Raw genomic sequence first — 26890 nt, 5'->3', positions numbered from 1 at the left:
ACATTGAAAATCATAGAATAAGACATGATGCAACCAGAACCAAGCTCGAAGCATCCGCCTCACAGTATACGCAGCAGACCTGTCGGTGTCTTGCTAGCGCCCCTCCTCGCCTGCAGTCTGATTTTCTCCTCTCAAGTACGCGCGCAAAGTGAAAATGTTGCCGTCACGCGCTATGACAACAGTTTGGAAATCTTTCATCCCGTCAGGGCATCGGGCGGCATGGTCGCCACCGAGCAAAGACTCGCGACCGAAGTGGGGGTCGAAATCCTCAGGCAAGGGGGAAATGCGGTTGATGCGGCAGTCGCCGTTGGATTTGCGCTTGCCGTTGTACTGCCCAACGCAGGCAATCTGGGTGGTGGTGGATTTATGCTGATCAGAAGCGCAAAAAACGGGGAGACGCAAGCACTTGATTTTCGAGAAACAGCCCCTTCCGCAGCAAAACGAGATATGTTTCTGGATCAACAAGGTCAGGTGATTGCGGGTAAATCTACACGTACACCCTACTCCGTTGCCGTGCCAGGAACAGTCGCCGGGCTCACCTATGCAGCACGCACCCATGGCAGTTTGCCTCTAGAAAAACTGGTCGCACCTGCGATCAAACTCGCAGAGGAAGGTTTTATCGTGAGCCCCGTGCTCGCGCAGCAATTCAGTTTGCAAAGACCCCACCTTGAACGATGGCCCTCAACGCGAGAAGTCTTTTTCAAACGCAAACCAGATTCGCCTGAATGTTTATTGGCGCACTGTCCATCTGTCAATCTCCAGACGTATGCTGCAGGAGAACGACTGCTTCAGCCCGATCTTGGACGAACCATTAGACTGATCGCACAGCATGGCGCAGAAGGTTTTTACAAGGGTTTTGTTGCACAAAGCATTGTGGAAACACTCACAACGTCTTCGCGACCGATGACGCGAGAGGATCTGGCGAACTATAAAATTGCCGTGCGTCAACCTGTCAAGGGCAACTATCGAGGCTTCGAGATTGTGTCCATGCCCGCCCCAAGTTCAGGTGGCGTACATCTCATACAGATGCTGAATATTCTCGAGCACTTTCCTCTGTCAGAATATGGGGCAGCGAGCGCACAATCCATCCATCTCATTGCGGAAAGCGCCAGATTAGCCTATGCAGACCGCGCAGAGTTTTTAGGAGATCCGGACTTCACAGTTGTTCCTCAGCGCGGCTTGACCTCTAAAGCCTATGCGAAAGAATTGGTCAAAATGATCAAACGTGATCAGGCCACCTCCAGCAAACACGTTCTTGCGGGACGACCAAAAGATTTTGAAAGCGATCAAACAACTCATTTCTCTGTCATGGATGCGCAGGGCAATGTTGTGAGCTGCACCTATACACTGAACTTGAATTTTGGTTCTGGGATCGTCGCACGTGGCACGGGTGTTTTGCTCAATAACGAAATGGACGACTTTTCCGCCAAGCCAGGCGCACCCAATGCTTTTGGTTTGCTGGGTGGCGATGCAAATTCGATCGAGCCTGGAAAGAGACCGCTCAGTTCGATGACACCAGTCATTATTTTTAAAGATGGCCAACCCTGGCTGGCAACAGGGACGCCCGGCGGAGCGAGAATCATCACAACAGTCTTGCAAACTGTTATCAATACTATAGACTTTAAAATGAATATCGCTGAGGCTATGTCAATGCCAAGAGTCCATCATCAATGGCTACCTGATTATCTGCGCATTGAGCAAGGCATTAGTCCCGATACCATCCGACTACTGAAGGCAAAAGGCCATGATGTACGTATCATGCCTACGATGGGACGTGTACAAACCGTGCAAGCTCATCAAGGTGTCTTATTTGGCGCATCTGATCCACGCAACCCCGATGGCGCCGCAATCGGCATAGAGAGACAGCAATGATTAAAAGTATGACTGCCTTTGGCAGCGGAAAATGTGAACAAGACTTTGGCTCTGTCAGCGTTGAACTTAGATCGGTCAATAGTCGTTTTCTGGACGTGCAGTTTAGGTTGCCTGATGAACTACGTTTGGCTGAACAACCAATCAAAGAGCGACTCATTGCTGAATTGTCCCGCGGGAAAATTGAAGTGCGTGCGCATTTCAACCGTACGCAAACAGCGGGGGACACAGAGATCACTGATGAAGACTTGAAAAAGGTAGCCGCTCAACTAGATCGCATCCGTGGGATTTTGCCTGAAACTGCCTCGCCCAGCCTCGCTGATTTACTAAATTGGACCAGCTCAATGCACCCCCAAGTAGACCCCGAGCGTTGGATGTCGGCCTGTATGCAGGCTTTTGACAAGGCCCTATCGGAACTGGTTGCCGGAAGAAAGCGCGAAGGCCAACGGCTTGGACGAGCAATGCTCTCGATTGCTGCCCAAATTAGTGAGGTGGCGGTTGCAGTAGAAAAACAAATGCCCTTGTTACTCGCTAATCAAAAAGAAAGATTGGCACAAAAGCTGCGTGAAACGATTCAAAACGCATTTCCTAATGGCTTTACCCATATCTCCGGACCTGAACTTTCCGAACGACTTGCCAGCGAATCCAGTTTGTTTGCGTTGCGAATCGATGTGGCAGAAGAGCTAACCCGATTGAAGTCACATCTGAGCGAGCTTGAGTTCTTGCTGCAGGACGTACCTGAAACAAACCTCAATCAAAAAAACACAACCGCGCGTGGCAGTGCTGGCAAAAGACTCGATTTCTTGTTTCAAGAGATGAACCGCGAAGCCAATACACTAGGTTCCAAAGCTGGCAGCCTGGAGATGTCCAAGGCTGCGATTGATCTAAAACTCTTGATCGAACAAATGAAAGAACAGGCAATGAATATTGAGTAATCCATCATGACGATGGTTACTCAATCAATACCAGTGCTCCTTCACGTCTTAGCCTCTGCCAACAAAAGGCATGGTTGTCGCCATGATGGTGACAAACTGAACATTAGTCTCGAGTGGAAAACTCACCATCTGCGTAATTGTCTGCGCAACATGATTGACATCCATGCGAGGTTCGACACGCGTGGATCCATCCGGCTGAGGAACACCCTTTGTCATACGTTCGGTCATGGGAGTCGCTGCGTTTCCAATATCGATCTGACTGCAAGCTATTCGATAGGCCCGAGTATCAAGAGAGATGGACTTTGTCAGCCCAGTGACTGCGTGTTTGGTTGCGGTATAGCCGATCGAAAAAGGGCGCGGAGCATGCGCTGAAATGGAGCCATTATTGATGATGCGGCCGCCTTGAGGATTTTGCGACTTCATGATGCGAATGGCAGCCTGCGCGCAAAGAAACATGCCCGTCAAATTGATGTTGACAATATCTTTCCAGATATCAACGGGAAGATCCTCGATTGGCACCGGGGGACCACCACGCCCGGCATTATTAAACAAAACATCCAGACGTCCCCAGCGACGGACAACCTCTGCAAACAGCGCATTGACAGAAGCTTCATCACTCACATCGGTCACAATAGGGTGTAGATTTGTAGCAAGCGCGCCGCCCTCTTTTTTAGTTTCCTCAAGCGCATCGAGACGACGTCCGGCCAACGCAACTTGATAACCCGCCGCAGCTAAATGAATCGCGACCGCGCGCCCAATGCCGGAACCTGCTCCTGTAATGACCGCAATCTTCACATCAGACATTTTTCTTCCTTTTGCTCTTTGCCCTGTCTTGGGCATTTGATAAAAACTTGATCAATCTTTTTCAAACGGATGTACTTTCCATCCACATCAGGCTGATTTTCTTGATGGTCCTGTTTCAACAGGTGCATCGGCCTGAGCGCACCACTCGCTCCAAGAGCCTCCATACAACGCAGCTCCCTTGAGCCCGGCCAACTCCATCGCCAGCAAGAGGTGACAAGCCGATACGCCAGACCCGCAACTTGCGACAACTTCTTGGGGAGTGTGTTCACCAAACAACGTCAAAAACTCAGCTTTGAGTACCTCTGGAGATTTGAAACAAAAATTTTCATCCAAATTATGTTTGGAAAAGCGACTGAGCGCCCCCGGGATGTGCCCTGCCTTAGGGTCAAGTGTTTCATTGAGTCCTTGGAAACGATCCTCGGGACGACCGTCGATGATCAGGCGGTCTGCACGACCCAGGCCGGCACGCACATCTGCATAAGAAACTGATTTCGTCAGCGAGGCGCCACGCTTGAAGTTTCCGGCTGCTCTGGGTGCCGGTGTTTCGATAGAGAGCGCAAGACCTGCTTTTGTCCATGCGTCTATTGTTCCATCCAAGACAACAACTTGTGCATGGCCCACCCATCGTGCACACCACCATAACCGCGCAGCATAGGAGCCTCCTGGTGCATCGTAGGCGACAATGAGGGTGTCGGCATTGACTCCCAGAGCTGCAAGATCCGCAGCCAATCTGTCAGGGTCTGGCAGAGGGTGTCTTCCGTTGGAGCCGTTTGAGGCGCTACTGAGTACCTTGCCTAAATTGATGTAAATCGCACCCGGAATATGCCCAGCGTCATAAGCACGTTTGCCAAGTTCAGAGTCCACCAAATCATAGCGACAGTCGCAAATCAATACCTTGCCAGGGTCTTTGGCAAGAAACGCTTGAAGTTCGGGAACGGTAATCAAATGTGGGGTCTTCGTGAGCATTGCTTTCCTTCTTTTATGAATGGGGTTGTCTGGTTAAGCACTCTGCTATGCTTTTAACTTAATTCACTTCTCTCCATTGTCACCTATGTCACTGGTCGCCGGAAACGTTTTTATGGTTGTCGCCCCGAGTGGGGCGGGCAAATCAAGCTTGGTCAACGCCCTACTCGTCCGGGACCCGACATTGTGTCTCTCCGTTTCTTGCACAACACGCGCTCCGCGTTCTGGAGAAATACATGGCAAAGATTACCGCTTTGTGAGCAAGACTGAATTTGATGCATTGCGTCAAAACAATCTGCTTCTCGAGTGGGCAGAGGTACATGGCAATTTCTACGGCACCCCCCGGGACAAAATCGATCAGGCTGTTGCCTACGGTCAGGATATTTTGCTTGAAATAGACTGGCAAGGTGCGCAACAAGTCAAAAAACTGTTCCCCGAGGCTATTGGGGTTTTTATTTTGCCCCCCTCTATCTCTACCTTGAGGGAAAGACTGACACAGCGCGGACAAGATGACCAAGCGGTCATAGAAAGACGGATCGAAGCTGCAAGCGAGGAGATTTCACATGCGTCTGAGTTCGAATATGTTATTATTAATCAAGACTTTAGCATTGCCCTCACGCAGTTAAGTCAGATTATTGAAACGGCCAAGTTGCGTTATCCTCGTCAACTTGCCCGGCACCCAGATCTTTTCAGATCTCTGAATCTGCTGCCATGAGAGCAACGCTCACGGTATACTGAATTTCCATAGCAGCATTTACCTAAAATACAGGACTTCCATGGCCCGCATTACTGTTGACGATTGCCTCGACCACATCCCTAACCGCTTCAAACTCACGTTGGCCGCCACCTATCGTGCCCGTGAACTCGCGCAAGGTCATGCCGCTCGTATTGACAGCAAAGACAAGCCCACTGTGACCGCTTTACGCGAAATCGCTGCGGGATTGACCGGTGTTGAAATGCTGCGCAAGGTTCCAACCTAAGCAGGAAAAAAATGGCCTTTCCCGGACTTCGGTACGCATCATCCGGGTTATTAGCCGCCCTTCGTGCTGGCTCGCGCCTGACTAGAAGGCCTCCAGCGCCTCAGGAAAGATTGGGAGAGGTATCCGGCGCGGCGACACCCATCGTGACGGAAGCAGAACCCGCAATTGCTTCAATGGCATCTCTCCAGCATTTACTGGATGGGTACCTCGACCCCAAAGAAGTTGCTCTCGTCCGTGATGCCTACCGTTTTTCAGATCAGGCGCATCTCGGTCAGTTTCGCTCCAGTGGTTCGCCCTACATCAGCCACCCCATATCCGTTGCCGAAATTTGTGCTGGCTGGAAGCTCGACGTTGACGCCATTCGCGCTGCACTTTTGCACGATGTCATGGAAGACCAGGACATCGCCAAACAAGAGCTTATTGAAAAATTTGGTCCTGATGTAGCCGAGCTCGTTGATGGACTGTCCAAACTCGACCGGCTAGAGTTCGCCAGCAAAGCCCAGCAACAAGCTGAAAGCTTTAGAAAAATGCTCTTGGCGATGGCAAGAGACATTCGCGTCATCCTGATTAAGCTTGCCGATCGACTTCACAACATGCGTACCTTGGACGCAGTGAGTCCGGAAAAACGCCGTCGGGTTGCTCGCGAAACACTCGATATTTACGCACCCATCGCCCATAGACTCGGTTTAAACGCGCTGTACAGAGAGCTGCAAGATCTTTGTTTTGAGGCCATTTATCCCAATCGATACAAGGTGCTTGAAAAAGCCGTCATGGCTGCTAGAGGCAACAGACGAGAAGTTCTAACAAGAATCGATGAGCAAGTTCGTTCGGCTCTACCTGCGGCCGGCATAGAGAGTGAAGTAAGAGGCAGAGAAAAAACACTTTATGCCATCTATAACAAGATGGTCAAACAAAAGAAAAGCCTGTCAAATGTGCTCGATATTTACGGCTTTCGTGTCATCGTTCGAACCTTGCCTGAATGCTACATGGCGATGGGTATCGTTCATCAACTTTATCGCCCAGTACCCGGAAAATTTAAAGACTACATCGCCATCCCAAAAGTCAACGGCTACCAATCGTTACACACAACCTTGGTTGGTCCCTTCGGCACTCCCATCGAGTTTCAGTTCAGAACCCACGATATGCATCAAGTCGCCGAGGAAGGCGTTGCTGCGCATTGGCTTTACAAGGGTGATCAGTCAAATCTTCAGGATATTCAAAGCCGAACCAGCAAATCCTTACAGTCATTGCTGGACATTCAAAATCAGACGGGTGACTCAACTGAGTTTCTAGAGCACGTCAAAGTAGATTTGTTTCCCGACGCGGTCTACGTTTTTACACCAAAGGGCAAAATCGTCTCACTCCCGCGTGGCGCGACAGTCATCGACTTTGCATACTCCATTCATACAGATGTCGGAAACCACGCAATTGGCTGCCAGGTCAATGGAGAGGATGTCCCGCTTCGCACAGAGCTTGCCAATGGAGATTCCGTTGCCATTACCACCTCGCAAGCCTCTCGACCCAGTGCGCAATGGCTGAACTTTGCACGCACTGGGCGTGCACGCTCGGAGATCAGGCACTATCTTCGAACCTTGCAATACGATGAGTCCGCAGCTTTTGGAGAAAGAATGCTGACGCAGGCGCTCAGCGAACTTAACCTCAGCCTGCCAGCGCCTGACGATCCTATCTGGGAAAAACTTGCAAAATCGAGTGGCGCTAAATCACGCGAAGAAATCCTGGCTGATATCGGCTTGGGCAAACGCTTAGCTGCAGTTGTGGCCCGACGCTTTGCGCCCGACCACCCTCTGATTGCGACAACCGCTGCGGCAGATGATGAAATGTCGGCGGCCAAACTGACGCCCATTCAAATTCATGGCAACGAGGGACAGGGAGTTCAGCTCGCTCCGTGTTGCGGCCCCCTTCCCGGTGACCAGATCATTGCAGGTATTCGTGTCGGTCACGGTTTAGTTGTCCATACCGCCGAATGTCCCGTCGCGCTTCGGGCACGTATCAAAGAGCCGGATCGCTGGGTTGAAGTCGCCTGGGATGAAGACACAGCCAAACACTTATCCGCCCGCATTGACATCGTTGCAAAAAATGAAAGAGGTGTATTGAGTCGAATCGCAGCTGAAGTCGCACAAGCTGACTCTAATATTATTCACGTGACCATGCATGACGATGCCATGGCAACCGTTGTACTGAATCTCACTGTTCAGGTCGATAGCAGAAGACATCTTGCACAAGTCTTCCGTTCCATTCGACACGTCCCACAAGTCAAAAAAATCATCAGAGCCAAAGGTTAAGCGACACCATGACAATTTCAGCAGATATCCAGCAATCACTGGATTCGATGGGTGAACTTTTGATATGGACAGATATTTCCTCAGAAAAAGAGCATGACTTTAATCGGTGGTATGACACCGAGCACATGCAAGAACGCGCCTCAATCCCCGGATTTCAATGGTCACGTCGATATTATTCCGAGACAGCCTCACGTCCTTATTTGGCCCTTTATCGTACCGACAGCCTACACGTTTTCAGAAGCGCTCCCTATCGAAAGGCTTTTGAAAATCAGACTGAATGGTCTGTGCGTAATTTCAGCGCCATGCACAACACGAATAGACGTGTGAATGCCGTCACTGACATCCTTGGTGCTGGTACGGGAGCGGCTGTAAGCCTCGTTTGTCTTGGGACCGTTGAGCGGGCACAGAAAGCCTTGAATCTTGCACAGGAACTTTATGATGACGTGAGCGGTATTATTAGCGTCAGGATCCTGACGCCAGATCCGGAGCTCTCTAGCCCTCTCCCCTCAGAAGACATGTCCAAACGAATCCTTGAACCCTACCTCATCGTTGATACGACAACCCTGTCAGGCGCTGATCAAGCTGGCACATGGATCGCTGGACGACTCGGTCTGACAAAAGACACCCACCACAGCTTCAGACTTTTGTGGGATTTGCGCGCAAGTGATCTAGATAAAAAGTAATCACAACAAGTTGGCAAAGCCGGTTAGTACAGAATACACCGGCTTATTTTTTCACCGAAGATTTAAGCGCGGTGACATTGAGACTTTTACCAATTGTTTGATTAAAGTCCGACACACATGTGTCAGAGCAACGATCCGCCCATTTAGGCAGTACTTTTTGGGTAGTAATACGTTTGACTGCGGCGAGATCCGCTGCGGTTGGCATGACGAGTTTCATATTGCCCCTTGGCATCGTGGGACACTCTTTACTGCTCGTCATGCAATCCAAGCCCCGCTTAGTCAGCTTGTTTGAAAAAGTCCAAAGATCTTGTATCAGTTGGTCAACATTCGACTCAATAAACTGCTGAACCGGGGTCTCAAGTTTGTCCCAAGCCTTGAGGCTGACGGCGTGAAGCTCTTGATTCCAGCCGACCGGCAAAGCATAAAGGTGAGTGGATTGTGTGTACCACTTGGCAACATAGGCTGTGTAAGCGCCTCCAATCGCGCAGTGAATGGTTTTGGACTCAAGAGCCTGAATCACTTCACCAAATGGAACAGTGACACTTTTCGCACCAAGCGCCTCGACTAACTCAGCCTGCGTCTGCGTGATTGTGCGTATGGTTAATCCACGCAGATCAGCCAGTCCTCGTATCTCTGCCTGGCAATAAAAATACTGCGCGCCGTAAGGGGCCACGCCCAAGAGCTTCACTTGGTGACTAGACTCCAAATAATGATTCAGAACGGGTGAAAAAACAGTAGTGGCTTGGCGTGCGCTGCTGACATCCGTTTCAAGCCCAGCGATATCAATCGCCTCATAAACAGGAGTCTCAGAAGCATAATATGAAAGTGGCACAACCCCGAACTCGATGATGCCCTCGCGCATCAAACGCAGCAGCTCTTGTCCTTTGATCCCCATTTCATCAAAACCCCTGATCTTGGCCGTCACGGCACCCGAAGAACGCTGCGCAAGGGTCTGTGTCCAGAAGGGTTGTTCAATCTCGGAAAAGGTCAACCTGTTGCTCAAGCCGCCAACGACAGAAAGCTCAGTCGGCGCAAGGACCTGGGCAGCGGATGGATTGTACAAACACACTAGGAGTCCAAATACGGCACTATAAAATGACGTTGGAAACCATGCGGGTAGTGAGTGAGGGATCTTCATGGTTTTTGATTTTAACAAGCCCTTGCCACGACACAAGCTAAATAACAGCGTTATGATCTGCTGCGTGCCCCGCAGCAGTCGGGAATTTTTTCAAACAAGGAGTCAGGTTGATGCCCCGGGTTTCCGCATTGAATGCCTCGTTGGCATTCGCCCCGCCGGCACAGCAGCCATTATTTGGGATAGGCTCTTTTCTGCTGTCATTGCTTTTACTGACTACCCTGGACGGAATGGGAAAGTGGGTCATGTCGGTCGGTGTGCCCCTCTTGGTGTTTTGCTGGTTTCGCTATGCCATTCACTTAGTCTTGTTGATGGCAATCATCCTCCCCAGTCGCGGCCTGAGCGTCTTTAGTAGCAAAATGCCAAAACTGCAGTGCCTGCGAGGTGCAGCGATGCTGGGTTCGGCTTTATCTTTTTTTACGACCCTCACGTACCTTCACCAGGCGGAAGCCACGGCACTCATTTTTATCGCACCACTCTTGATGCTATCGATTGCGCCTTGGGTCTTAAAAGAGCCCACCCGCAAATCGCGCTGGGTAGCGGCCGCATTCGGTTTGCTAGGTGTCTTGATCGTGGTTCGTCCCTCCGCTGGCTTACCGACTATGGGTGTTGTAATGGGCTTGCTCACCGCCTGCCTCTTGACCGCACAGCATCTGCTTTCTCGCATGCTTGCACATGACAGTGCTTTTACAACTGTTTTATGGGGCGGAGCAATCGGTACTGGAGCATTGAGCCTCTGCTTACCATTTGTTTTACCTGAGGCGCTGAGCGTTCTTCAGTCACTCAGTCTGTTGAACTGGGTAATCTTGCTGTTATGCGGCGTAGCTGGCGGACTCGGTCATCTTTTGCAAATCCAATCATATCGCTACGCGCCAGCCTCCTTGCTGGCACCCTTCATATACTTGCAAATCACCTTTGCCGCAACGCTCGGTTGGCTAATATGGTCGCACCTTCCTGATGCAACGACATGGCTGGGGATTGGCATCATTTGTGCCAGCGGCATCATCAACAGCCTGATTGAATGGCGCAGAAGTCGAACTTAGTTTTTACCCCATTCAGGTCAAACGACGCAGTGCCCTCAAGAAATCAAATGCCCGCCTTGCAAGACCAACTGCCGATTGCAGCGGGCGGCGAGTGAGGGGTCATGCGTCACAAGAACGAGTGTCGTATTTTGCTGTGCAGCAAGTTCGAACATCAAATCGATAATCGTTGTACCCGTTGCTTCATCAAGACTACCAGTGGGTTCATCAGCAAATATCAAGACTGGGCGTTGCACAAAAGCACGCGCAATCGACACCCTCTGCTGCTCACCACCAGAAAGTGTTGCAGGGTAATGGTGCAGCCTGGCGCTCAAACCAACCCGTTTGAGCATTTGAATGGCAGCGTCCGTGGCAGTATGCCCGGCTAGTTCCAACGGCAACATGACATTTTCGAGAGCAGTCAGGTTGGGTAAAAGCTGAAACGACTGAAAAACAAAACCCACATGACTTGCTCTGAATGCGGCACGACCATCCTCATCCATCCTCACAATGGATTGACCGAGCAAATGAACTTCACCAGAACTTGGCTGGTCCAACCCGGCAAGGAGTCCGAGTAGTGTAGATTTACCAGAACCTGAAGCACCCGTGATCGCCACAGACTGTCCTGAGGAAATGCTAAAGCTCACGTCATCTAAAATATTCAGGATGCCTGAAGCATCTGTTACCTGCTTACAAAGCCTATCGACTACTATCGCATTGGTCACAGCATTCATGAATTCATTCTCTCAATATCGTCGTCGAATCAGTATTGGTGTGCTAGCTCTTAGCATTTGGCCTGTCTTCACACAGGCCAATACTCAAAACAACCAACATGCAAACCCCAGTCACCAGCGTATCTTAATCGTCGGTGACAGTCTATCTGCGGAATATGGTTTAAAGCGAGGGTCTGGTTGGGTAGAGTTGCTTAAAGGGGCATTAGCTTCGACTTACCCGCAGGTTGAAATAATCAATGCAAGCATCAGCGGCGACACCACGAGCGGTGGACGTTCTCGGCTGAAAACCTTGCTCAATCGCTCCAAGCCAGACATCGTGCTCATTGAGCTCGGAGCAAACGATGCCCTAAGGGGGCTGCCACTCGAGATGACACAGAGTAATTTGATGGCGATGCTAGAAATGGTGAAAGAAGCCGGCGCCCGCCCAATCATTGCAGGCATGCAAATCCCCCCAAACTACGGACGGGAATACACCACTGCTTTTAAGGAATTATTTGAAAACCTGGCTAAAAAAGAGCAAGCTGCCCTAATTCCTTTTTTCCTGGAGGGTATCGCCGAGAATCCAGCCATGTTTCAGGCCGATACCATTCACCCTAATGAGCAAGCACAACCCACATTGATGGAAAACGTCCGGAAAGTGCTTGGACCCATGCTTGCTCAACCATCCAAGCCGTGAGGCCTGGATGGAGATTTAAGATTTAAAGTTTGGCTGCGTCTAATTCGCCACTGATTAACTTAGTGGCATCCGGCAGCATTTTCACGTTGAACTCTTTGCGAAGGACTTGCAGTGCAGCTTGCTCTTCAGCAGCGCCCCATGCTTGAGATAACTGAGCCTGTAGCTGGTTAACTTGAGCCAGCTCAGGCTTTGGGCCTGGCTCTACTTTAGCAAGTTTCAAGATTGTGTATTGCTCCGCTCCTTCCACTCCGACAAAACGAGGCAATTGAGTCGGACTCAGTGACATTACCGCCTCAAGCTGCTCTCGGCTCAAAGAGGCAGGCTGTTGACGCGTGACTTCAACTGCAGCATCAAAGTCTTTTGCATCAGTATTGGGAGCAGCTTTTAGTGCCTCAAGCTCCTTGAGACCAGCGGCCTTGGCTGCTGCCAGAGAACGCTCAGCCGTCAAATATTGCTTGATTTGCTCAGACACATTTGCCAAGGCTGGAACATGAGCAGGATGAATCGCCGAAACACGCACTGCCACGATCACATCGGGGGATACCTCGATCACGCCAGAGTTCAGTTTTTCCTTGAGTACATCAGCCGAAAATACAGCTTGACGAACTTTCGGATTGCCAAGAATGGTTTGCTCCAAGTCCGAAGGCTCAACGCCCTGCCGTTGTGAGGCAGCCAACAAGCCCTCACGTGTTAACCCTGTCGTCGTTTTGACAGGAATATTCAACGCCGTCGAGATCGGGGCGAGACTGTCTCGCTGATCGTAAACCAGACTGGTGAGCTTGCTTGCAAGCTGGGCAAATTGATCTGCGGCAAGTTGCTTGCGAATTTCGTTCGTAATGTCCTCTTTGACCTCTGCAAGCGGTTTAACCGATGCGGGCTGCACATCCACCACGTTGATCACATGAAATCCGAAAGGGCTTTCTACAACACCTGAAATATTTCCTTTTTCGAGATCAAATACTGCCGACTCCACCTGCGGAACGAGCATGTTTTTACTGATCCAGCCTAAGTCTCCGCCTTGATTGGCAGAGCCAGTATCCTGTGAAAACTCTTTGGCAAGCGCAGCGAAATTTTGAGGAGCTAGCTTTGCGCGTTTGGCGATATCCTCGGCTTTTGTACGTGCCTCGGCTTTGAGCGCGTCATTGGCTGAAGCAGGCAGCTCAATCAGAATATGGCTGACACGCCGACGCTCTGGCTGTCCATATCTTGCCTGGTTCTGTTTGTAAAAGCTTTCAATATTCTCGTCGGTCACCTTGATATCTTTGGAGGCGGACTCTTCGTTGAGAACGATATATTTGACGTCAACATTTTCCGGAATAAGCAGCTTGGCCTGATTGTCGTCGTACCACTTTTTAATATCAGCCTCAGTCACATTGATCGACTTGACGTAATCCGCGGCTGCAAAACTACGGCGCTCAACCACGCGTTTTTCAGTCAGCAAAGCAAGGATTTTTTCAGCGACTTCGGCAGGCACGCGAGCGGTTAGACCAATCGGCTGCAAGACTTGCGCAATCGCGAGATCACGACGCAAGCCAAGCTCGAATGTAGTGGGAGTCATGCCCTGCGCCGCCAACACGTCGCGATAGCGCTGTGATGAAAACTGACCGTTTTCCTGCACAGCTGGGATCGCGGCAATCGTGCGACGCAGCGTCTCGTCGGACACGGAGTACCTGCCCTTTGCTGCAGCTAACGCAACCGTACGTTCATCAATCATGCGATTGAGAAGCTGCTCGCGAAAAGATGGCGTATCAAACGCGGCCGGATCAAATTGCGATCCAAGCGCATTGCGATATTGTTCAAGCTGCGCGGAACGTGCTTGATTGAACTGACCCAACGTGATGGGTTGATCGCCAACAGAGACGAGTTCGGGTTCACTGGCCATAAAGCTCGAGTAACCCTGAACGCCAAAGAAGACGAAGGACGGAACGATCAGGACAAGCAGGATAACCTGCATCCAGCGCTGGTGATTACGAATGAAATCAAACATATATGAGCCGCACACCTATAAAGTAAGCCGCCGAAGTTTACCACTGGCTTGCGGTATGCTTAAAGCATCCACGACAAATGATGGTCCACATCTTTTAGAGACCCGACTGCACAGAAATCAAACCAACCAGGGCAATCCATTTGAGGTGATTTTCTTTTTAAAACAATACCTTATAAAATAAGCATAACTATTTGTTTTATATATAAAATTAATCTACGGAGAGTCTTTTGTTCAGTTACCGCCATGGTTTTCACGCAGGCAATCACGCCGATGTACTCAAACACATCGTACTGACGCATATTCTCCAGTATTTCAATCAGAAGGAAACGCCCTATTGGTTTATCGATTTACATGCTGGTGCCGGTTTGTACGACCTCGAAGGACAATGGGCCCAAAAAAAAGGCGAATATCTTGAAGGGATTGCGCGAGTCTGGGAAGCCAAAGCCCGTCCACCAGCGGTCATGCAATATTTAGACTTAATCAACGAATTGAATCCTGATGGTCAGTTGCGCATTTATCCGGGATCCCCTTGGCTCGCCCTTCAAGTTTGTCGCTCTCAAGACAAGCTGCGATTATTTGAAATGCATCCCAACGAAGCCGATATCTTGAGACAAAATCTGGATCAACGTCCATCACGCGTTCCCAGACAGACAGCCGTATTTGGCGATGACGGTTTTGCAGGACTCAAAGGACATATCCCCCCTCCTTCGCGACGCGCAATCGTACTCATCGACCCTTCTTATGAGGACAAACAAGACTATCGCAGAGTGGTCGACACCATGAAAGACGCCATGCAACGCTTCCCGACAGGGTGCTATGTAATCTGGTATCCGCAAGTTCAACGTCGCGAAGCGCAAGAGCTACCTCGTCAAATTGAAAAGATCGCCGGTCAAAACTGGACGCACGTCAGTTTGACTGTGCATAAACCTGCCTCAGACGGACTCGGACTCCACGGAAGCGGAGTATTTGTCATCAATCCGCCCTGGACCCTGACTGCGGTCATGAAAGAAGCCTTGCCTTGGCTGGTGCGCACGCTTGGTCAAGATGAACGCGCCAGCTATAAACTGGATTTTCTGTCTCACTAGGACTGTTTGCGCTAAAACCGCTCGTGCGCACCCAAATAGCGCCACTGACCAACGGGAAGGTCAGCGAGTTTGACGCCACCTATTCTGACCCGTTTCAAGCCCAAAACTTTGAGGCCGACAAGTTCACACATTCTGCGAATCTGCCGCTTTTTTCCTTCGCGTAAGATAAATTGAAGTTGATCTTCGTTTTGCCAGCGAACTTGGGCGCGTTTGAGGCGTTTACCATCCAGAGACAAGCCTTCATTCAAAAGTTCTAGTCCACCAGGGGCGAGCCGCCCTTGGACGCGTACAAGATATTCTTTTTCGACATTAGAATCCTCACCAATCAACTGCCTGGCAATGCGACCATCTTGGGTCAGCACCAGCAAACCAGTTGAATCGATATCAAGTCGTCCAGCGACCGCCAAACCACGGAGCTGTGAGCGATCAAACTTGAGCGGACTACGGTCAGTTTTGGATCGGCTATTCGCATGAATCAGGGCGACAGCGGGCGTATAACCATCCTCAGCCTGCCCAGATACGTAAGCCATTGGCTTGTGAATCAAAATTGTGACCCGAGAAACCTGCTGCGCCGCAGCATGGCGATCCAGAGTAATCGTCTGAGTCGGCAGTGCCCGTTCGCCAAGCGTGGCAACGACACCATCGACCTTAACCCAGCCTTTTTCGATGTAGCTATCCGCTTCTCTACGCGAGCATAAACCGCGGTCTGCCATTAATTTTGAAATACGCAACTTTTCCATAAGTTGGATAATACACATCCATGAACAATTTAGAATCCTCTACGCGTTGGACTACTCGTCCTGCCCCATCTTGGTCCAACCCACAGAAACAATGGCTGATGCGACCTGGAGCCCTGACTGGCGCCTTGCGCGAACTGGGTGTACTAGAGTTGCACGTCCTTGCCGAATATCCAGAAGGCGCCAGTGCCAATGAGTCTCAGCGACTCAATATCCGCCCGGGTACACCGGTGTGGGTCAGGGAAATCGTCATGAGCCTTGAGGGCATTCAATGTGTGGCGGCAAGGAGTCTGACGACCCTTCAGGCTTCCCATGGAACCTGGCAAGGTATTCGCAGACTTAGAAGCCGCCCTCTTGCCGATATTTTGTACAACAACGTCGCGATCACTCGCTCGAATTTTGAAGTCGCGCGCGTACATCGACAATCTGAACTGTATCGAACGGTACTGTTAGCGAATGCCCGTCTGACTTCGCATCCCGCGACAACCAATCTCTTGGCTAGGCGTTCGGTGTTTTGGCGCCAGGGGTACCCTCTTTTAGTCGCGGAGTGTTTTTTACCCGATTTCTGGCGCCTGGTTCAGAAACCGACCGCTTGACCATCCCGACGGCTATCGCTGGCAACTACATAACCGTCCTTTAAATCCTTGGATAAACGCCAAATAAACTGACCAGAGCCGAAGTCCATGTATGGATCATCGATGGCTTTCAGCGAATGGCCAAGCTTTTCCAGGCCAGAAATCGTCGATGCCTTCATCGTTGATTCCACGTCTAACGTGAAATCTCGATTGACTTTCCATCGCGGGGCATCGCAGGCTGCTTGCGGTTGCTGATGGTAGTCAACCATACGAATGACCGTCTGGATATGGCCTTGTGGTTGGATATCACCTCCCATCACGCCAAAGCTCATCACAGGCTCACCGTCTTTAGTTAAAAAGCCGGGGATGATTGTATGGAAGGGACGCTTATGTCCTTGAACAGCGTTGGCAGACTTGGGATCCATTGAGAAACCCACGCCTCGATTCTGAAAACTGACGCCAGTTCCAGGTACGACGACACCGGAACCAAAACCCATGTAGTTGGATTGAATGAACGAAACCATCATTCCATTCTCGTCTGCCGCAGTGAGATAAATCGTGCCACCTGTTGGCGGAAAACCGGGTGCAAAATGAGTCGCACGCTTCGGATCAATGAGTTTGGCACGTTCGGCAAGATACGCGTCATCCAGCATTTGAGCAGCCGAGACCTCCATGGAGCGAGGATCTGCAACATAGCGATATAAATCAGCCATTGCCAGCTTCATTGCTTCGATCTGCACATGCTGGGACTCGACTGAGTCGACTTTCATATTGGCGATATCGAAGTGCTCAAGCATGCCGAGTGCCTGAAGCGCAGAGATACCTTGTCCATTTGGAGGAATCTCATGAAGGGTATAGCCGCGATAATTCTTTGAAATGGGGGTGACCCACTCCGGACGATATTCACGGAAATCCTCGAGTGTGTGGACACCGCCATGCTCACGGATGAATGCCACAAGCTTTTCTGCCGTCTCACCTTCGTAAAGATCACGTCCAAGCGACTCGCCAATTTTTCGGAGCGTTTGCGCGGCATCCTTGAAAACAAAACGCTCACCAACCTTGGGCGCCCTGCCCTCAGGCATGAAGGTGTTGGCAAAACCTGGCTGGTTTTTTAACTCAGGAACCGCAGCCGCCCATTTTTGAGCGACTACAGGCGGCACAGAGTAACCACGCTCTGCGATCTCAATAGCAGGCTCCATGAGCTCGGCAAAGGGAAGCTTGCCGTAACGCTCATGCAAGGCCGCCCAACCCGCCACAACTCCTGGAACCGTGATCGCGTCTACGCCACGCTTGGGAGCTTTGGCAAGCCCATTGACATCTACTCCATACTTCTTTTTGAAATAATCGATGTCCCAAGCTTTCGGTGCATATCCCGAGGCATTGAGGCCTTGCAGCGTTTTACCATCCCAGACAATTGCAAAGGCATCTCCACCCAGGCCGCAGGAAACAGGTTCAACAAGTGTGATTGCCGCGGCTGCGGCAATCACCGCATCCACAGCGGAACCACCCTTGAGAAGCATACGCAATCCCGCCTGAGCAGCCAAGGGGTGGGAGGTCGACACCACGTTGCGTGCGAAAACTGGAATACGAATGGTTGGGTAGGGGTTCACCCAGTCAAATTGTTTCATTTAAATGTTACTCATTCAGTTAAAAATCACAGGGCTGCATCGCCACTTTCACTTGTTCGAATACGGATCGCCTGCTCAACGGGTGTGACGAATATTTTTCCATCGCCAATTTTCCCCGTGCGCGCGGCCCGGACAATCGCCTCGATGACGCGTTCGACCGCTTCATCGGCCACGACCATCTCCACCCGAATCTTAGGCAAAAAGTCGACAACATATTCAGCACCTCGATACAACTCCGTATGGCCCTTTTGTCGACCGAAGCCTTTGACTTCTGTCACTGTTAGACCATTCACACCAACTTCGGCCAACGCTTCACGCACTTCGTCAAGTTTGAAAGGCTTGATAATGGCAGTCACTTGCTTCACGATGAGTCCTGTTTATATGAAAATCAGATCAGTCACGATAACCGTTAGACAAAGGATAACGCCAATCCCGTCCAAACGCTCGCTCCGTAATACGTGGACCAAACGGTCCCTGTTTACGCTTGTATTCATTGATACGCAGTAAGCGGACAACTTGTTCAACCGCCGCTGGTGCATAGCCTTTGGCAATGATCTCTTTAGGTGAGGCATTGCGTTCGACATAATCCTCGATAATTGCATCAATCACATCGTATTCAGGCAGATTGTCCTGATCGGTCTGATCTTCGCGCAACTCGGCTGAAGGGGGACGTGTGATGATCCGTACAGGAATCACCTCGCCCTGTGTATTGCGCCAACGTGCGAGTCGATAAACCAAGGTTTTGGCCACATCTTTCAACACGGCAAAGCCTCCAGCCATATCACCGTAAAGCGTGCAATATCCCGTTGAGAGCTCAGATTTGTTCCCGGTAGTCAGAACCAGGTGACCAAATTTATTGGACAGTGCCATCAGGAGCATCCCCCGCAGACGAGCCTGAATATTTTCCTCAGTCGCATCGGCGGGCCTGCCGGCAAAAATCGGCGCCAGAACCTGATCAAAGCTATTGGCGAGGTCCGCAATCGCAATTTCGCGATAATCCACACCAAGACGTGCAACCATGTCACGTGCATCAATCTGGGAGATATCGGCCGTGTAACGCGATGGCATCATGACAGCATGGACACGCTCTGCACCCAGCGCATCCACCGCCAGGGCCAACACGACAGCAGAGTCGATCCCGCCCGACAGGCCCAAAATCACACTTTTAAAACCGTTCTTTTTGATGTAGTCGGCAAGACATAACTTAAGCGCTTCCCATACTTGTGATTCGATGGATTGCACTTCTGGGGAGAGTGCGGATTTCAATTCTTTTGCATCTGATTGCGTTGAGAGGAGATCGCCAGAATAGGAAACCTCAATAAAACTTAGATCCGTACCGAAGTCCGCCGCTCGCAAAACGAGTTTCCCCTCACGTGACAGCGCAAACGACGCACCGTCGAACACCAACTCGTCCTGGCCGCCAGCCAAATTTGCATAGAGCAATGCGCAGTGAATACGCTGGACACAGCGTTGCGCCACACGTATACGCTGGGCTTGCTTACCCATGCTGAAAGGTGAGGCATTCAACACCAACAGCGCCTGGATACCAAGCGCTGCAGCCTGCTCGGGTGCGGAGTCCCCCCAAATATCCTCACAAATATTGATTCCAAAACGCACACCCTCCACGCTGAAGCTCAGCGGTGAATCGCCGGGTTCGAAATAACGCTTTTCATCAAAAACGGAATAGTTCGGCAGCTCTTTCTTTAAATACGTCCCCAGAATCTGTCCATCAGCCAGAACGGAAGCAGCATTATGCAAGCGCCCCTGGACCAGACAGACGTGTCCAACAACCACATGCATGCCCTTTAAAACTGACAGTTCGGCGCAGAGCTGTCCAAGGGATTGCTCGCACTGCTCAACAAAAGCGGGACGCAGCAATAAATCCTCGGGTGGATAGCCCGTCAGGACAAGTTCAGGGGTCAGGAGTACCCGAGCGCCCTCTTGATGGGCTTTCAAGGCAGATTCAAAAACGAGTCTGGCGTTGCCCGCCAGATCACCTACTAAAGCGTTTATTTGCGCAATGCCTACCCTGACCGCAGCCATATTGTTTCCGGTTTAAAGGAGTTACGTTGAGTAAAAATTATCTCATGCCCGCCAGGCCAGCGCTGCGTTCTATAATTTGACCATCATGAAAAATACACCTAAACCTATTCAGAGCCAATTCGACAAGAAAGCCCAAGCGTGGTCCGCCCGCTTTTCGGAGCCAGTTTCAGAGTTGGTTAAACGCTATACGGCCTCAGTTGATTTTGACAAACGCCTGGCGCGTTTTGATATTCAGGGGTCACTCGCTCACGCGCAGATGCTAGAAGCGGCCAAAGTCATCACACCTCAAGACCGCAGCGACATCGAACGCGGGATGGCCCAGATTTTGAGCGAAATCGACGCAGGCACCTTTCAGTGGCTGTTAGACCTCGAGGATGTTCACCTCAATATCGAAAAAAGACTGGTTGAACTCGTCGGAGATGCCGGTAAACGACTGCATACCGGCCGTTCACGCAATGATCAGGTCGCAACCGACATCCGTCTATGGTTGCGCCACGAGATCGATGGACTGATTATCCTGCTCCATCAGCTGCAACACGCACTCGCCGCCGTGGCGCTTGAACATTCAAGCACGATTTTGCCTGGTTTTACCCACATGCAGGTCGCACAACCCGTCACATTTGGTCACCACTTACTCGCCTATGCAGAAATGTTTGGGCGTGATGCCGCCCGCCTCGCGGATTGTCGTAAACGCGTCAATATTTTGCCGCTGGGCGCAGCAGCACTCGCGGGCACAAGTTTTCCGATTGATCGTCCCATGGTGGCCAAGTTACTGGATTTTGACGATGTTTGCCAAAACTCACTCGATGCCGTATCCGACAGGGATTTTGCAATCGAATTTTGCAGTGCTTGCGCACTCATCATGACGCACATATCCAGATTTTCTGAGGAAATTGTCATTTGGATGAGCCCGCGAGTAGGCTTTATCGACCTGGCTGATCGCTTCTGCACTGGCAGCTCCATCATGCCGCAAAAGAAAAACCCCGATGTCCCCGAGCTCGCCCGTGGTAAAACTGGACGCGTCAATGGTCACCTTGTGGCACTACTTACGCTCATGAAAGGTCAGCCACTTGCTTACAACAAGGATAATCAAGAAGATAAAGAAGGTCTGTTTGATACAGCCGACACAGTTCGCGACACACTGACAATTTTTGTTGACTTGGTGTCCGGGATCAAAGTCAAGGCCGATGCGATGCGTGCTGCAGCCTTGCAAGGATTCGCAACTGCGACAGATCTAGCCGATTACCTGGTCAAGCGAGGCGTGCCATTTCGCGATGCGCACGAAGCCGTTGCGCACGCTGTACGTGAATGCGAACAAAAGGGCTGCGATCTAGCCGATCTGTCGGTGAGCGAACTACAAAAGTTTCATCCCTCAATCGGCGCGGATGTTCACAGCGTGCTGACGCTCGAAGGCTCAGTCGCGGCGCGCAATCACATCGGCGGGACTGCGCCTGAACGCGTCCGTCAAGCTGCTCAGAAAATTCTGGACTCAACTCTCAAAGACAGCCATTGATTCGACATGACCGGTGTGGGGGAACATATTCACCACGCCGGCTGCCCGAAGCGTGTATGCGCCCTCGTGTAACAAAATAGCAGTATCCCGCGCGAGCGTTGCAGGGTTGCAAGAAACATAGACGATCCGTGCAGGCCGCAAACTGGCGGGTAAATGAGCCAGTGCTTGAGAAAGTGCAAGAGCGCCCTCCCTCGGCGGATCAATCAGCATCCGATCAAATTTGCCCAGCTCCGCTAACCATTCCGTTGTGACCTCAAACAAATTCAAGGTCTCAAACTTTGCGTGCTGTATGCCTGCACGCTGCGCGGCACTTTGCGCACGCGCAGTCAGCATGGCACTGCCCTCAATGCCCACCACCTCCTGACAGCGTGTCGCCAAAGGGAGAGTGAAATTGCCAAGCCCGCAAAACATATCAGCAATGCGATCTTGCGCTTGAGGCTCAAGAAGTTTCAGCGCACGGGAAACAAGGGCACGATTGATCTGATGATTGACCTGCGTAAAGTCTGTTGGCTTGAAGGGCATTTCCAAACCAAATTCAGGCAAGGTGTAGTGCAAAGTATTTTCATGTGCGGGGTCCAAAGGAATCACGGTATCCGGCCCTTTAGACTGTAACCACCACTGAACCGAATACTGAGCGGCAAAATCACGCAGCTGCTGCACATCCTCAACAGTCAACGGCAATAGATGCCTCAGTACAAGTGCAATGACACCCTCTCCGACAGAAACTTCAATCTGAGGAAAACGATCAGGTGCCGACAGGTTCATCACAAGCTTGCGAAGAGGCAGCAGGAGCGCCGCGATAGATGGTGGCAGGACATGGCACGTTTTAATGTCTGCAACAAAACTACTTTTGCGCTCATGAAATCCTACTAGAACAGTCCCCTTTTTGGCCACCCAGCGTACCGCCAAGCGCGCGCGATAACGATAGCCCCAGTATGGGCCATGCAAAGCAGGCAATACGCGTTCAGGACGCGCTTTACCGATGTGATGCAAGGCATCTTCAAGCGCACGTTGTTTAACTGCGACCTGAGCACTCGGCTCAAGATGCTGCATCACGCAGCCTCCGCACACACCAAAATGTTCGCACCTGGGCATGACACGCTGAGAGGATTCCTTTCGAATCTCTTGTACACGCCCAATTTCATATGAGGGTTTGCGACGAAATGTATTGATCGTCACATGTTCTCCGGGGAGAGCACCCTCGATAAATACAACCTTGCCTTCGCGACGAGAAATACCACGCGCCTCAAGGTCGAGAGACTCGACCTGCAACACATCATCCAACATGATTAACGACCCCAGGCCTCTAGATATTGCTTCCAATGTAGTTCATTGCTTTGCTCAAGGGTCTCGCGAACAAGCGCGATTTCAGCTTCGTAAGAGGCTGCATCAAGCTCGCCGCGCAACAATCTGAAACGACAATAAACCAACCAGGTGTTGACTACATCCGTTTCGCAGTAAGCGCGAACCTCATTAGCCTGACCTTGTGTCCAGGCGTTCCAGACCTGACTACCATCCATTCCCAGCTTGCCTGGGAAACCGCACAGCTTAGCCAAGTCGTCGAGTGGCGCATTACCACGACCGTTGTACTTGGCCAGAACATCCATCAAATCTATATGACGAGTATGGTAACGACTTAAATAGTTGTTGTATTTAAATTCCCTGTCCTCATCGCCCGTATCCCAATAACGAGGCGCGACCACCCCGTGAATCAAACTGCGATAGTGCAGGACAGGTAAATCAAAACCATTTCCGTTCCAGCTCACCAGCTTTGGCGTGTAGCGCTCGATTGTTTTAAAGAATCCAGAAAGCAGCGTGTGCTCTGGATCATCGGCCTGCCCCAGACACCTGACGCGAAAACCTTGATCATCTCTAAAGACACACCCTACTACTGCGACACGCTGCAAGTGCAAGGGTAAAAAATCGCTTCCTGTCAGTTCTTTGCGCGCGGCAAAGGCACGTTGCGCAACCTCGGAATCTGGCACCTCAGCCCCCCAGCCATGCAGACGGCGTAAACCATCTATATCGGGGATCGTTTCCAAATCAAATACAAGTGTAGGCGTCATCAGAGCAGGCTATCGTGACTATCGTGGCGGCAAATACTGCAAAGGATCAACTGGCGTCCCGCGACGTCGAACTTCAAAATGCAGACGAACGGAAGTGGTATCGGACTGACCCATTTCAGCGATCTTAGAACCTCGTTTGACGACCTGCCCTTCTTTGACTAACAAGGTCTTGTTGTGTGCATAGGCAGTAATAAATCCATCGCTATGTTCAATAATCACCAGATTACCCAAGCCGCGCGGGCCGTCACCCGCAAAGATCACTTTGCCGTTTGCAGCGGCTTCGATTGGGTCTCCAGAACTACCTGCGATATCGATCCCCTTGGTTGCCTGAGTAAAGCCCTGAATGATTTTCCCTTTGGCGGGCCAGCCCCAGCTGATCAAACCAGCGTCAGAAGCACGTGAACTGCTTGATTCGGTATTGTTAACAGGCTTGCTCGCTTGAGACGAAGGCGCGCTCGCTGATGCACGAGCGGGTGGAGGACTCTGCGCGTCAGACAAACGCAAGGTTTGACCCACAATCAAGAGATTGGGATTGGAGATTTTATTAATCCGGGCAATGGTGGCTTCGGGCACGCCAGTGGCTCGGGAAATTTTATTTAGGGTATCGCCAGGTTTCACAACGTACGTTGCTGTGCTTGGTACGCCAGACGATAAACTGGAAACCGGCGCACTTGTATTGGACGTACAGCCACCTAATATCAAAGCAACAGCGACCAAAGAAGCTGTAGTTACCGCTTTAAAAGACAAATCTGATTTCACATTTGTATCAATGTGTTTCTTGATGCATGTGTGAGCATCCCCTCGCATACTTTTCTCCTGTGTGTTCAAGGTTGCAATCCGGACTTTAGTGGCACGAACCGAACCTCTTCAAGCTCTTGTCTAGACCAGCTGGAATCGCCAGTACGTTGAATTCGAATTAATTTTTGGGCGCTCGCGCCCTCCGGAGCAATCAATGTGCCGCCAATGCTGAGTTGCAACATCAAAGCTTGAGGAATCCTCAAGCCCGCAGCGGCAACCACAATCGCATCAAAGGGCGCAGCACTCGGCAGACCTGCCATTCCATCTCCATAAGTGAGTCTGACTTTAGTCAGACGCAAATCTCGCAAGTGTTCTTTAGCCATATCGTACAACGCTCGGATACGTTCAACAGAATAGACCTGAGCAAAAACATACGACATCACAGCAGCCTGATAACCACATCCAGTACCCACTTCCAGCACGCGATTGGGTAAACCAAACTCACACACGGCGGCCAGCATGCGCGCAACTACCCACGGCTGGGAAATTGTTTGACCATGACCGATCGGCAGCGCCGCATCGTCATAAGCGCGGCTCGCCAAAGCCTCGTCCACGAAGGCGTGTCGAGGCACACGTTGCATCGCACTCAGGACACGCTCATTATCAATACCCTGTGCATGCAAGCGTTCGACCATGGCGGCTCGCAAACGCTCTGAGTTCAAGCCAATGTTCTCTTGAACACGTTTGACTGGTGCAGTTGCACCGCCTGAACTAGGCAGGCGAGAGACGGATATTTTAGTATTGCTATTAGTCGCAGTAATCCCTTGAAGCCCTTTGGCGCCAAGAGACTTAAAGTCCTTGGCAGACGCAAGCAGGCGATCAGGTCTTAGCCATTGCATAGCGGCCCAACCCATGTCGCGACATCTGACAATTGTGCATGCTGAGTCAAGTCAAGCCGCAAAGGCGTGACCGACACAAAACCTTTTGTGATCGCATCGAAGTCGGTTCCTTCGGTTGCGTCATTCGCTGCGCCAGAAGGGCCAATCCAGTAAACAGTCTCGCCATAAGGCGTGCTCGAGCGCACAACGGGCTGAGAAGGATGTCGTTTTCCCAAACGTGTCGCCAGGAAACCCTTGTTTTGTGTGAGTGGCAAGTCCGGGAAATTGACATTTAGTAAAGAAGCACCTTTGAGCGGTTGCTTAAGTTGCTGAGAAACAATTTTTCGGGCCATGGCCGCAGCGGCATCAAGGTTAGACCAGCCTTTTGCGACAAGAGAAAAAGCGATTGAGGGAATACCGAAGAGATATCCCTCCGCGGCAGCTGCCACCGTGCCGGAATACAAGGTGTCATCGCCCATATTCGCACCATTATTGATGCCGGACACAACGAGGTCGGGACGTCTGTCCAAGAGCCCTGTGAGTGCAACGTGCACACAATCCGAGGGGGTGCCATTTACATAGGTAAAGCCATTTGTTGCTTGTCGAACAGCCAAAGGTCGGCTTAAAGTCAAAGAGTTTGAAGCACCGCTGTGGTTGACCTCAGGCGCAACGACCGTGATATCTGCCAAATCGCGAAGCACTGCCACTAAGGCCTCGAGGCCCGGGGCGTTATAACCATCGTCATTTGAGACAAGAATGTGCATAGTTTGGCGCTAAATAAAATTTTACATTGCTAGATCTGCATTGTACTCGCAGAGGTCGTTACTCAGGCGAGCAAATGCCCAAGGTCCGAACCTTCACGCTAGAATAACTATTCAATTTTGCCTGATAACGGATATTGACGATGGACCAAACGCACCCTGCCTTAGCCGCTTTTGGCATGCTTATTGCAGCGTATTTGCTTGGCTCAGTGCCTTTTGCTGTGGTGTTTAGTCGACTTTTTGGTCTCCAAGACCCAAGGACCTATGGATCGGGCAATCCTGGTGCAACGAACGTGCTGCGCTCCGGCAATAAGGCCGCTGCAGCATTGACTTTGCTTGGAGATGCTGCCAAGGGTTGGCTGGCAGTATGGCTTGCCACTCGGGTTGGAGCCACGCCTTTGCTTGTTGCGGGTGTGGCCATCGCGGTTTTTTTAGGTCATCTTTATCCAGTTTTCCTCAAGTTCAAAGGTGGCAAAGGCGTCGCAACGGCCTTTGGCGTCATGATCGCGATTCAACCCATCATGGCCATCGCCACCATGGCAACGTGGATCATCATGGCCGTTTTCTTCAGATTTTCTTCTCTGGCAGCACTCACGTGCGCGGTCTTTGCACCGTTTTATTATTTTTTCGGCGGGATGCTGGTCTGGCAGTCCCATCTTGCGATTGGCGTTGCACTCATCGTGATTGCATTATTTTTAATGTATCGACACAAAGCCAATATCCAGCGTCTATTGCAGGGAACCGAACCTCGCATCGGACAAGGCAAAAAATCTTAAAG

Annotated in this window: 25 protein-coding genes and 1 pseudogene; 12 read left to right on the top strand and 14 right to left on the bottom strand. The window is 51.0% G+C overall.

Annotation, left to right across the window (positions count from 1 at the left end; all coding sequences use genetic code 11):
* Positions 1-27 precede the first annotated feature (27 nt).
* Both ggt and QWY27_RS02485 read left to right on the top strand, forming a co-directional pair.
* The gene (gene ggt / locus QWY27_RS02490) at positions 28-1872 is read left to right on the top strand and encodes a gamma-glutamyltransferase (RefSeq protein WP_435433437.1); all 1845 of its coding nucleotides are present in this window, start codon (positions 28-30) and stop codon (positions 1870-1872) included.
* The gene (locus tag QWY27_RS02485) at positions 1869-2804 is read left to right on the top strand and encodes a YicC/YloC family endoribonuclease (RefSeq protein ID WP_290194394.1); all 936 of its coding nucleotides are present in this window, start codon (positions 1869-1871) and stop codon (positions 2802-2804) included. The genes ggt and QWY27_RS02485 overlap by 4 nt, the downstream gene beginning before the upstream one ends.
* Positions 2805-2852: 48 nt before the next feature.
* Here QWY27_RS02485 and QWY27_RS02480 read toward each other — a convergent pair whose 3' ends face one another.
* Positions 2853-3608, bottom strand: a complete 756-nt coding sequence (locus tag QWY27_RS02480; protein ID WP_290194392.1) for an SDR family oxidoreductase — start codon at positions 3606-3608, stop codon at positions 2853-2855.
* An 87-nt stretch (positions 3609-3695) separates the two neighbouring features.
* Entirely contained in the window at positions 3696-4574 is an 879-nt protein-coding gene (locus tag QWY27_RS02475; RefSeq protein ID WP_290194390.1) for a sulfurtransferase, read from the bottom strand.
* 85 nt (positions 4575-4659) lie between these two features.
* On the opposite strand from QWY27_RS02475, the gene gmk reads away from it, so the two are divergent.
* The 4 genes from gmk (at position 4660) to QWY27_RS02455 (ending at position 8537) form a co-directional block, all read left to right on the top strand.
* Positions 4660-5286 (top strand): guanylate kinase, encoded by a 627-nt coding sequence (gmk, locus tag QWY27_RS02470; protein WP_290194388.1) that lies wholly within the window; start codon positions 4660-4662, stop codon positions 5284-5286.
* Positions 5287-5347: 61 nt separating this feature from the next.
* Entirely contained in the window at positions 5348-5551 is a 204-nt protein-coding gene (gene rpoZ, locus QWY27_RS02465; protein ID WP_290194386.1) for a DNA-directed RNA polymerase subunit omega, read from the top strand.
* Positions 5552-5562: 11 nt separating this feature from the next.
* The gene (locus QWY27_RS02460; RefSeq protein ID WP_290194384.1) at positions 5563-7854 is read left to right on the top strand and encodes a RelA/SpoT family protein; all 2292 of its coding nucleotides are present in this window, start codon (positions 5563-5565) and stop codon (positions 7852-7854) included.
* A gap of 8 nt (positions 7855-7862) precedes the next feature.
* Entirely contained in the window at positions 7863-8537 is a 675-nt protein-coding gene (locus QWY27_RS02455) for a DUF4286 family protein (protein ID WP_290194383.1), read from the top strand.
* A 43-nt stretch (positions 8538-8580) separates the two neighbouring features.
* Here QWY27_RS02455 and QWY27_RS02450 read toward each other — a convergent pair whose 3' ends face one another.
* Positions 8581-9606 carry a TRAP transporter substrate-binding protein gene (locus QWY27_RS02450; protein WP_435433436.1) on the bottom strand — a complete coding sequence of 342 codons (1026 nt, stop codon included), beginning with the start codon at positions 9604-9606 and terminating at the stop codon, positions 8581-8583.
* Between the two features lie 179 nt (positions 9607-9785).
* Here QWY27_RS02450 and QWY27_RS02445 point away from each other — a divergent pair, with 179 nt between their 5' ends.
* On the top strand, positions 9786-10715 hold the full coding sequence (locus QWY27_RS02445) for a DMT family transporter (RefSeq protein WP_290194379.1): 930 nt from the start codon (positions 9786-9788) through the stop codon (positions 10713-10715).
* A 35-nt stretch (positions 10716-10750) separates the two neighbouring features.
* On the opposite strand, the gene QWY27_RS02440 is transcribed toward QWY27_RS02445, so the two are convergent.
* Positions 10751-11425 carry an ABC transporter ATP-binding protein gene (locus tag QWY27_RS02440; RefSeq protein WP_290194377.1) on the bottom strand — a complete coding sequence of 225 codons (675 nt, stop codon included), beginning with the start codon at positions 11423-11425 and terminating at the stop codon, positions 10751-10753.
* On the opposite strand from QWY27_RS02440, the gene QWY27_RS02435 reads away from it, so the two are divergent.
* The gene (locus QWY27_RS02435) at positions 11424-12101 is read left to right on the top strand and encodes an arylesterase (RefSeq protein ID WP_290194376.1); all 678 of its coding nucleotides are present in this window, start codon (positions 11424-11426) and stop codon (positions 12099-12101) included. The genes QWY27_RS02440 and QWY27_RS02435 overlap by 2 nt on opposite strands.
* Before the next feature lie 22 nt (positions 12102-12123).
* On the opposite strand, the gene QWY27_RS02430 is transcribed toward QWY27_RS02435, so the two are convergent.
* Positions 12124-14088 carry a SurA N-terminal domain-containing protein gene (locus QWY27_RS02430; protein ID WP_290194374.1) on the bottom strand — a complete coding sequence of 655 codons (1965 nt, stop codon included), beginning with the start codon at positions 14086-14088 and terminating at the stop codon, positions 12124-12126.
* 227 nt (positions 14089-14315) lie between these two features.
* On the opposite strand from QWY27_RS02430, the gene QWY27_RS02425 reads away from it, so the two are divergent.
* The gene (locus QWY27_RS02425) at positions 14316-15173 is read left to right on the top strand and encodes a 23S rRNA (adenine(2030)-N(6))-methyltransferase RlmJ (RefSeq protein WP_290194372.1); all 858 of its coding nucleotides are present in this window, start codon (positions 14316-14318) and stop codon (positions 15171-15173) included.
* A gap of 11 nt (positions 15174-15184) precedes the next feature.
* Here the strand turns inward: QWY27_RS02425 and QWY27_RS02420 are convergent, their stop codons facing one another.
* Complete coding sequence (locus QWY27_RS02420; RefSeq protein WP_290194370.1) at positions 15185-15913, bottom strand: pseudouridine synthase; 729 nt, start codon at positions 15911-15913, stop codon at positions 15185-15187.
* A 20-nt stretch (positions 15914-15933) separates the two neighbouring features.
* Here QWY27_RS02420 and QWY27_RS02415 point away from each other — a divergent pair, with 20 nt between their 5' ends.
* Positions 15934-16506, top strand: a complete 573-nt coding sequence (locus QWY27_RS02415; protein WP_290194368.1) for a chorismate--pyruvate lyase family protein — start codon at positions 15934-15936, stop codon at positions 16504-16506.
* On the opposite strand, the gene QWY27_RS02410 is transcribed toward QWY27_RS02415, so the two are convergent.
* From QWY27_RS02410 to QWY27_RS02400, 3 genes are read right to left on the bottom strand one after another with little or no spacing between them, the layout of a single operon-like run.
* A complete protein-coding gene (locus tag QWY27_RS02410; protein WP_290194366.1) occupies positions 16488-18113 on the bottom strand; it encodes a gamma-glutamyltransferase family protein in 1626 nt (541 codons plus the stop codon). The two genes, QWY27_RS02415 and QWY27_RS02410, sit on opposite strands and share 19 nt — an antisense overlap.
* 26 nt (positions 18114-18139) lie before the next feature.
* Positions 18140-18478: a P-II family nitrogen regulator gene (locus QWY27_RS02405; protein WP_290194364.1), complete on the bottom strand. Its 339-nt coding sequence runs from the start codon at positions 18476-18478 to the stop codon at positions 18140-18142.
* A 28-nt stretch (positions 18479-18506) separates the two neighbouring features.
* The gene (locus QWY27_RS02400; protein ID WP_290194362.1) at positions 18507-20156 is read right to left on the bottom strand and encodes an NAD+ synthase; all 1650 of its coding nucleotides are present in this window, start codon (positions 20154-20156) and stop codon (positions 18507-18509) included.
* Positions 20157-20241: 85 nt separating this feature from the next.
* Here QWY27_RS02400 and argH point away from each other — a divergent pair, with 85 nt between their 5' ends.
* Positions 20242-21669, top strand: a complete 1428-nt coding sequence (argH, locus tag QWY27_RS02395) for an argininosuccinate lyase (protein ID WP_290194361.1) — start codon at positions 20242-20244, stop codon at positions 21667-21669.
* Here the strand turns inward: argH and rlmD are convergent.
* From rlmD to surE, 5 genes and pseudogenes are all read right to left on the bottom strand, one after another.
* Positions 21649-22953: pseudogene (rlmD, locus tag QWY27_RS02390) on the bottom strand (23S rRNA (uracil(1939)-C(5))-methyltransferase RlmD); the annotation flags it as partial. The gene argH and the pseudogene rlmD sit on opposite strands and share 21 nt — an antisense overlap.
* A 5-nt stretch (positions 22954-22958) precedes the next feature.
* Complete coding sequence (locus tag QWY27_RS02385; RefSeq protein ID WP_290194359.1) at positions 22959-23735, bottom strand: 3'-5' exonuclease; 777 nt, start codon at positions 23733-23735, stop codon at positions 22959-22961.
* Positions 23736-23753: 18 nt separating this feature from the next.
* Positions 23754-24494 carry a peptidoglycan DD-metalloendopeptidase family protein gene (locus QWY27_RS02380; RefSeq protein WP_290194358.1) on the bottom strand — a complete coding sequence of 247 codons (741 nt, stop codon included), beginning with the start codon at positions 24492-24494 and terminating at the stop codon, positions 23754-23756.
* A 65-nt stretch (positions 24495-24559) separates the two neighbouring features.
* Positions 24560-25372: a protein-L-isoaspartate(D-aspartate) O-methyltransferase gene (locus QWY27_RS02375; RefSeq protein ID WP_290194356.1), complete on the bottom strand. Its 813-nt coding sequence runs from the start codon at positions 25370-25372 to the stop codon at positions 24560-24562.
* Positions 25360-26115 carry a 5'/3'-nucleotidase SurE gene (gene surE / locus QWY27_RS02370; protein ID WP_290194354.1) on the bottom strand — a complete coding sequence of 252 codons (756 nt, stop codon included), beginning with the start codon at positions 26113-26115 and terminating at the stop codon, positions 25360-25362. Before surE ends, QWY27_RS02375 begins: the two co-directional genes overlap by 13 nt.
* Positions 26116-26255: 140 nt before the next feature.
* On the opposite strand from surE, the gene plsY reads away from it, so the two are divergent.
* Entirely contained in the window at positions 26256-26888 is a 633-nt protein-coding gene (plsY, locus tag QWY27_RS02365; protein WP_290194352.1) for a glycerol-3-phosphate 1-O-acyltransferase PlsY, read from the top strand.
* Positions 26889-26890: the final 2 nt, after the last annotated feature.

Source organism: Zwartia vadi, assembly GCF_030410375.1.
GTDB lineage: Bacteria > Pseudomonadota > Gammaproteobacteria > Burkholderiales > Burkholderiaceae_B > Zwartia > Zwartia vadi.
This window is presented reverse-complemented; position numbering and strand designations above follow the sequence as displayed.

Bases quoted from the DNA above. Each gene is read 5' to 3' on its own strand.
- ggt (WP_435433437.1), top strand. From the start codon at position 28: ATGCAACCAGAACCAAGCTCGAAGCATCCGCCTCACAGTATACGCAGC.
- QWY27_RS02485 (WP_290194394.1), top strand. From the start codon at position 1,869: ATGATTAAAAGTATGACTGCCTTTGGCAGCGGAAAATGTGAACAAGAC.
- QWY27_RS02480 (WP_290194392.1), bottom strand. From the start codon at position 3,608: ATGTCTGATGTGAAGATTGCGGTCATTACAGGAGCAGGTTCCGGCATT.
- QWY27_RS02475 (WP_290194390.1), bottom strand. From the start codon at position 4,574: ATGCTCACGAAGACCCCACATTTGATTACCGTTCCCGAACTTCAAGCG.
- gmk (WP_290194388.1), top strand. From the start codon at position 4,660: ATGTCACTGGTCGCCGGAAACGTTTTTATGGTTGTCGCCCCGAGTGGG.
- rpoZ (WP_290194386.1), top strand. From the start codon at position 5,348: ATGGCCCGCATTACTGTTGACGATTGCCTCGACCACATCCCTAACCGC.
- QWY27_RS02460 (WP_290194384.1), top strand. From the start codon at position 5,563: ATGGCCTTTCCCGGACTTCGGTACGCATCATCCGGGTTATTAGCCGCC.
- QWY27_RS02455 (WP_290194383.1), top strand. From the start codon at position 7,863: ATGACAATTTCAGCAGATATCCAGCAATCACTGGATTCGATGGGTGAA.
- QWY27_RS02445 (WP_290194379.1), top strand. From the start codon at position 9,786: ATGCCCCGGGTTTCCGCATTGAATGCCTCGTTGGCATTCGCCCCGCCG.
- QWY27_RS02435 (WP_290194376.1), top strand. From the start codon at position 11,424: ATGAATTCATTCTCTCAATATCGTCGTCGAATCAGTATTGGTGTGCTA.
- QWY27_RS02440 (WP_290194377.1), bottom strand. From the start codon at position 11,425: ATGAATGCTGTGACCAATGCGATAGTAGTCGATAGGCTTTGTAAGCAG.
- QWY27_RS02430 (WP_290194374.1), bottom strand. From the start codon at position 14,088: ATGTTTGATTTCATTCGTAATCACCAGCGCTGGATGCAGGTTATCCTG.
- QWY27_RS02420 (WP_290194370.1), bottom strand. From the start codon at position 15,913: ATGGAAAAGTTGCGTATTTCAAAATTAATGGCAGACCGCGGTTTATGC.
- QWY27_RS02415 (WP_290194368.1), top strand. From the start codon at position 15,934: ATGAACAATTTAGAATCCTCTACGCGTTGGACTACTCGTCCTGCCCCA.
- QWY27_RS02410 (WP_290194366.1), bottom strand. From the start codon at position 18,113: ATGAAACAATTTGACTGGGTGAACCCCTACCCAACCATTCGTATTCCA.
- QWY27_RS02400 (WP_290194362.1), bottom strand. From the start codon at position 20,156: ATGGCTGCGGTCAGGGTAGGCATTGCGCAAATAAACGCTTTAGTAGGT.
- argH (WP_290194361.1), top strand. From the start codon at position 20,242: ATGAAAAATACACCTAAACCTATTCAGAGCCAATTCGACAAGAAAGCC.
- QWY27_RS02385 (WP_290194359.1), bottom strand. From the start codon at position 23,735: ATGACGCCTACACTTGTATTTGATTTGGAAACGATCCCCGATATAGAT.
- QWY27_RS02375 (WP_290194356.1), bottom strand. From the start codon at position 25,372: ATGCAATGGCTAAGACCTGATCGCCTGCTTGCGTCTGCCAAGGACTTT.
- surE (WP_290194354.1), bottom strand. From the start codon at position 26,115: ATGCACATTCTTGTCTCAAATGACGATGGTTATAACGCCCCGGGCCTC.
- plsY (WP_290194352.1), top strand. From the start codon at position 26,256: ATGGACCAAACGCACCCTGCCTTAGCCGCTTTTGGCATGCTTATTGCA.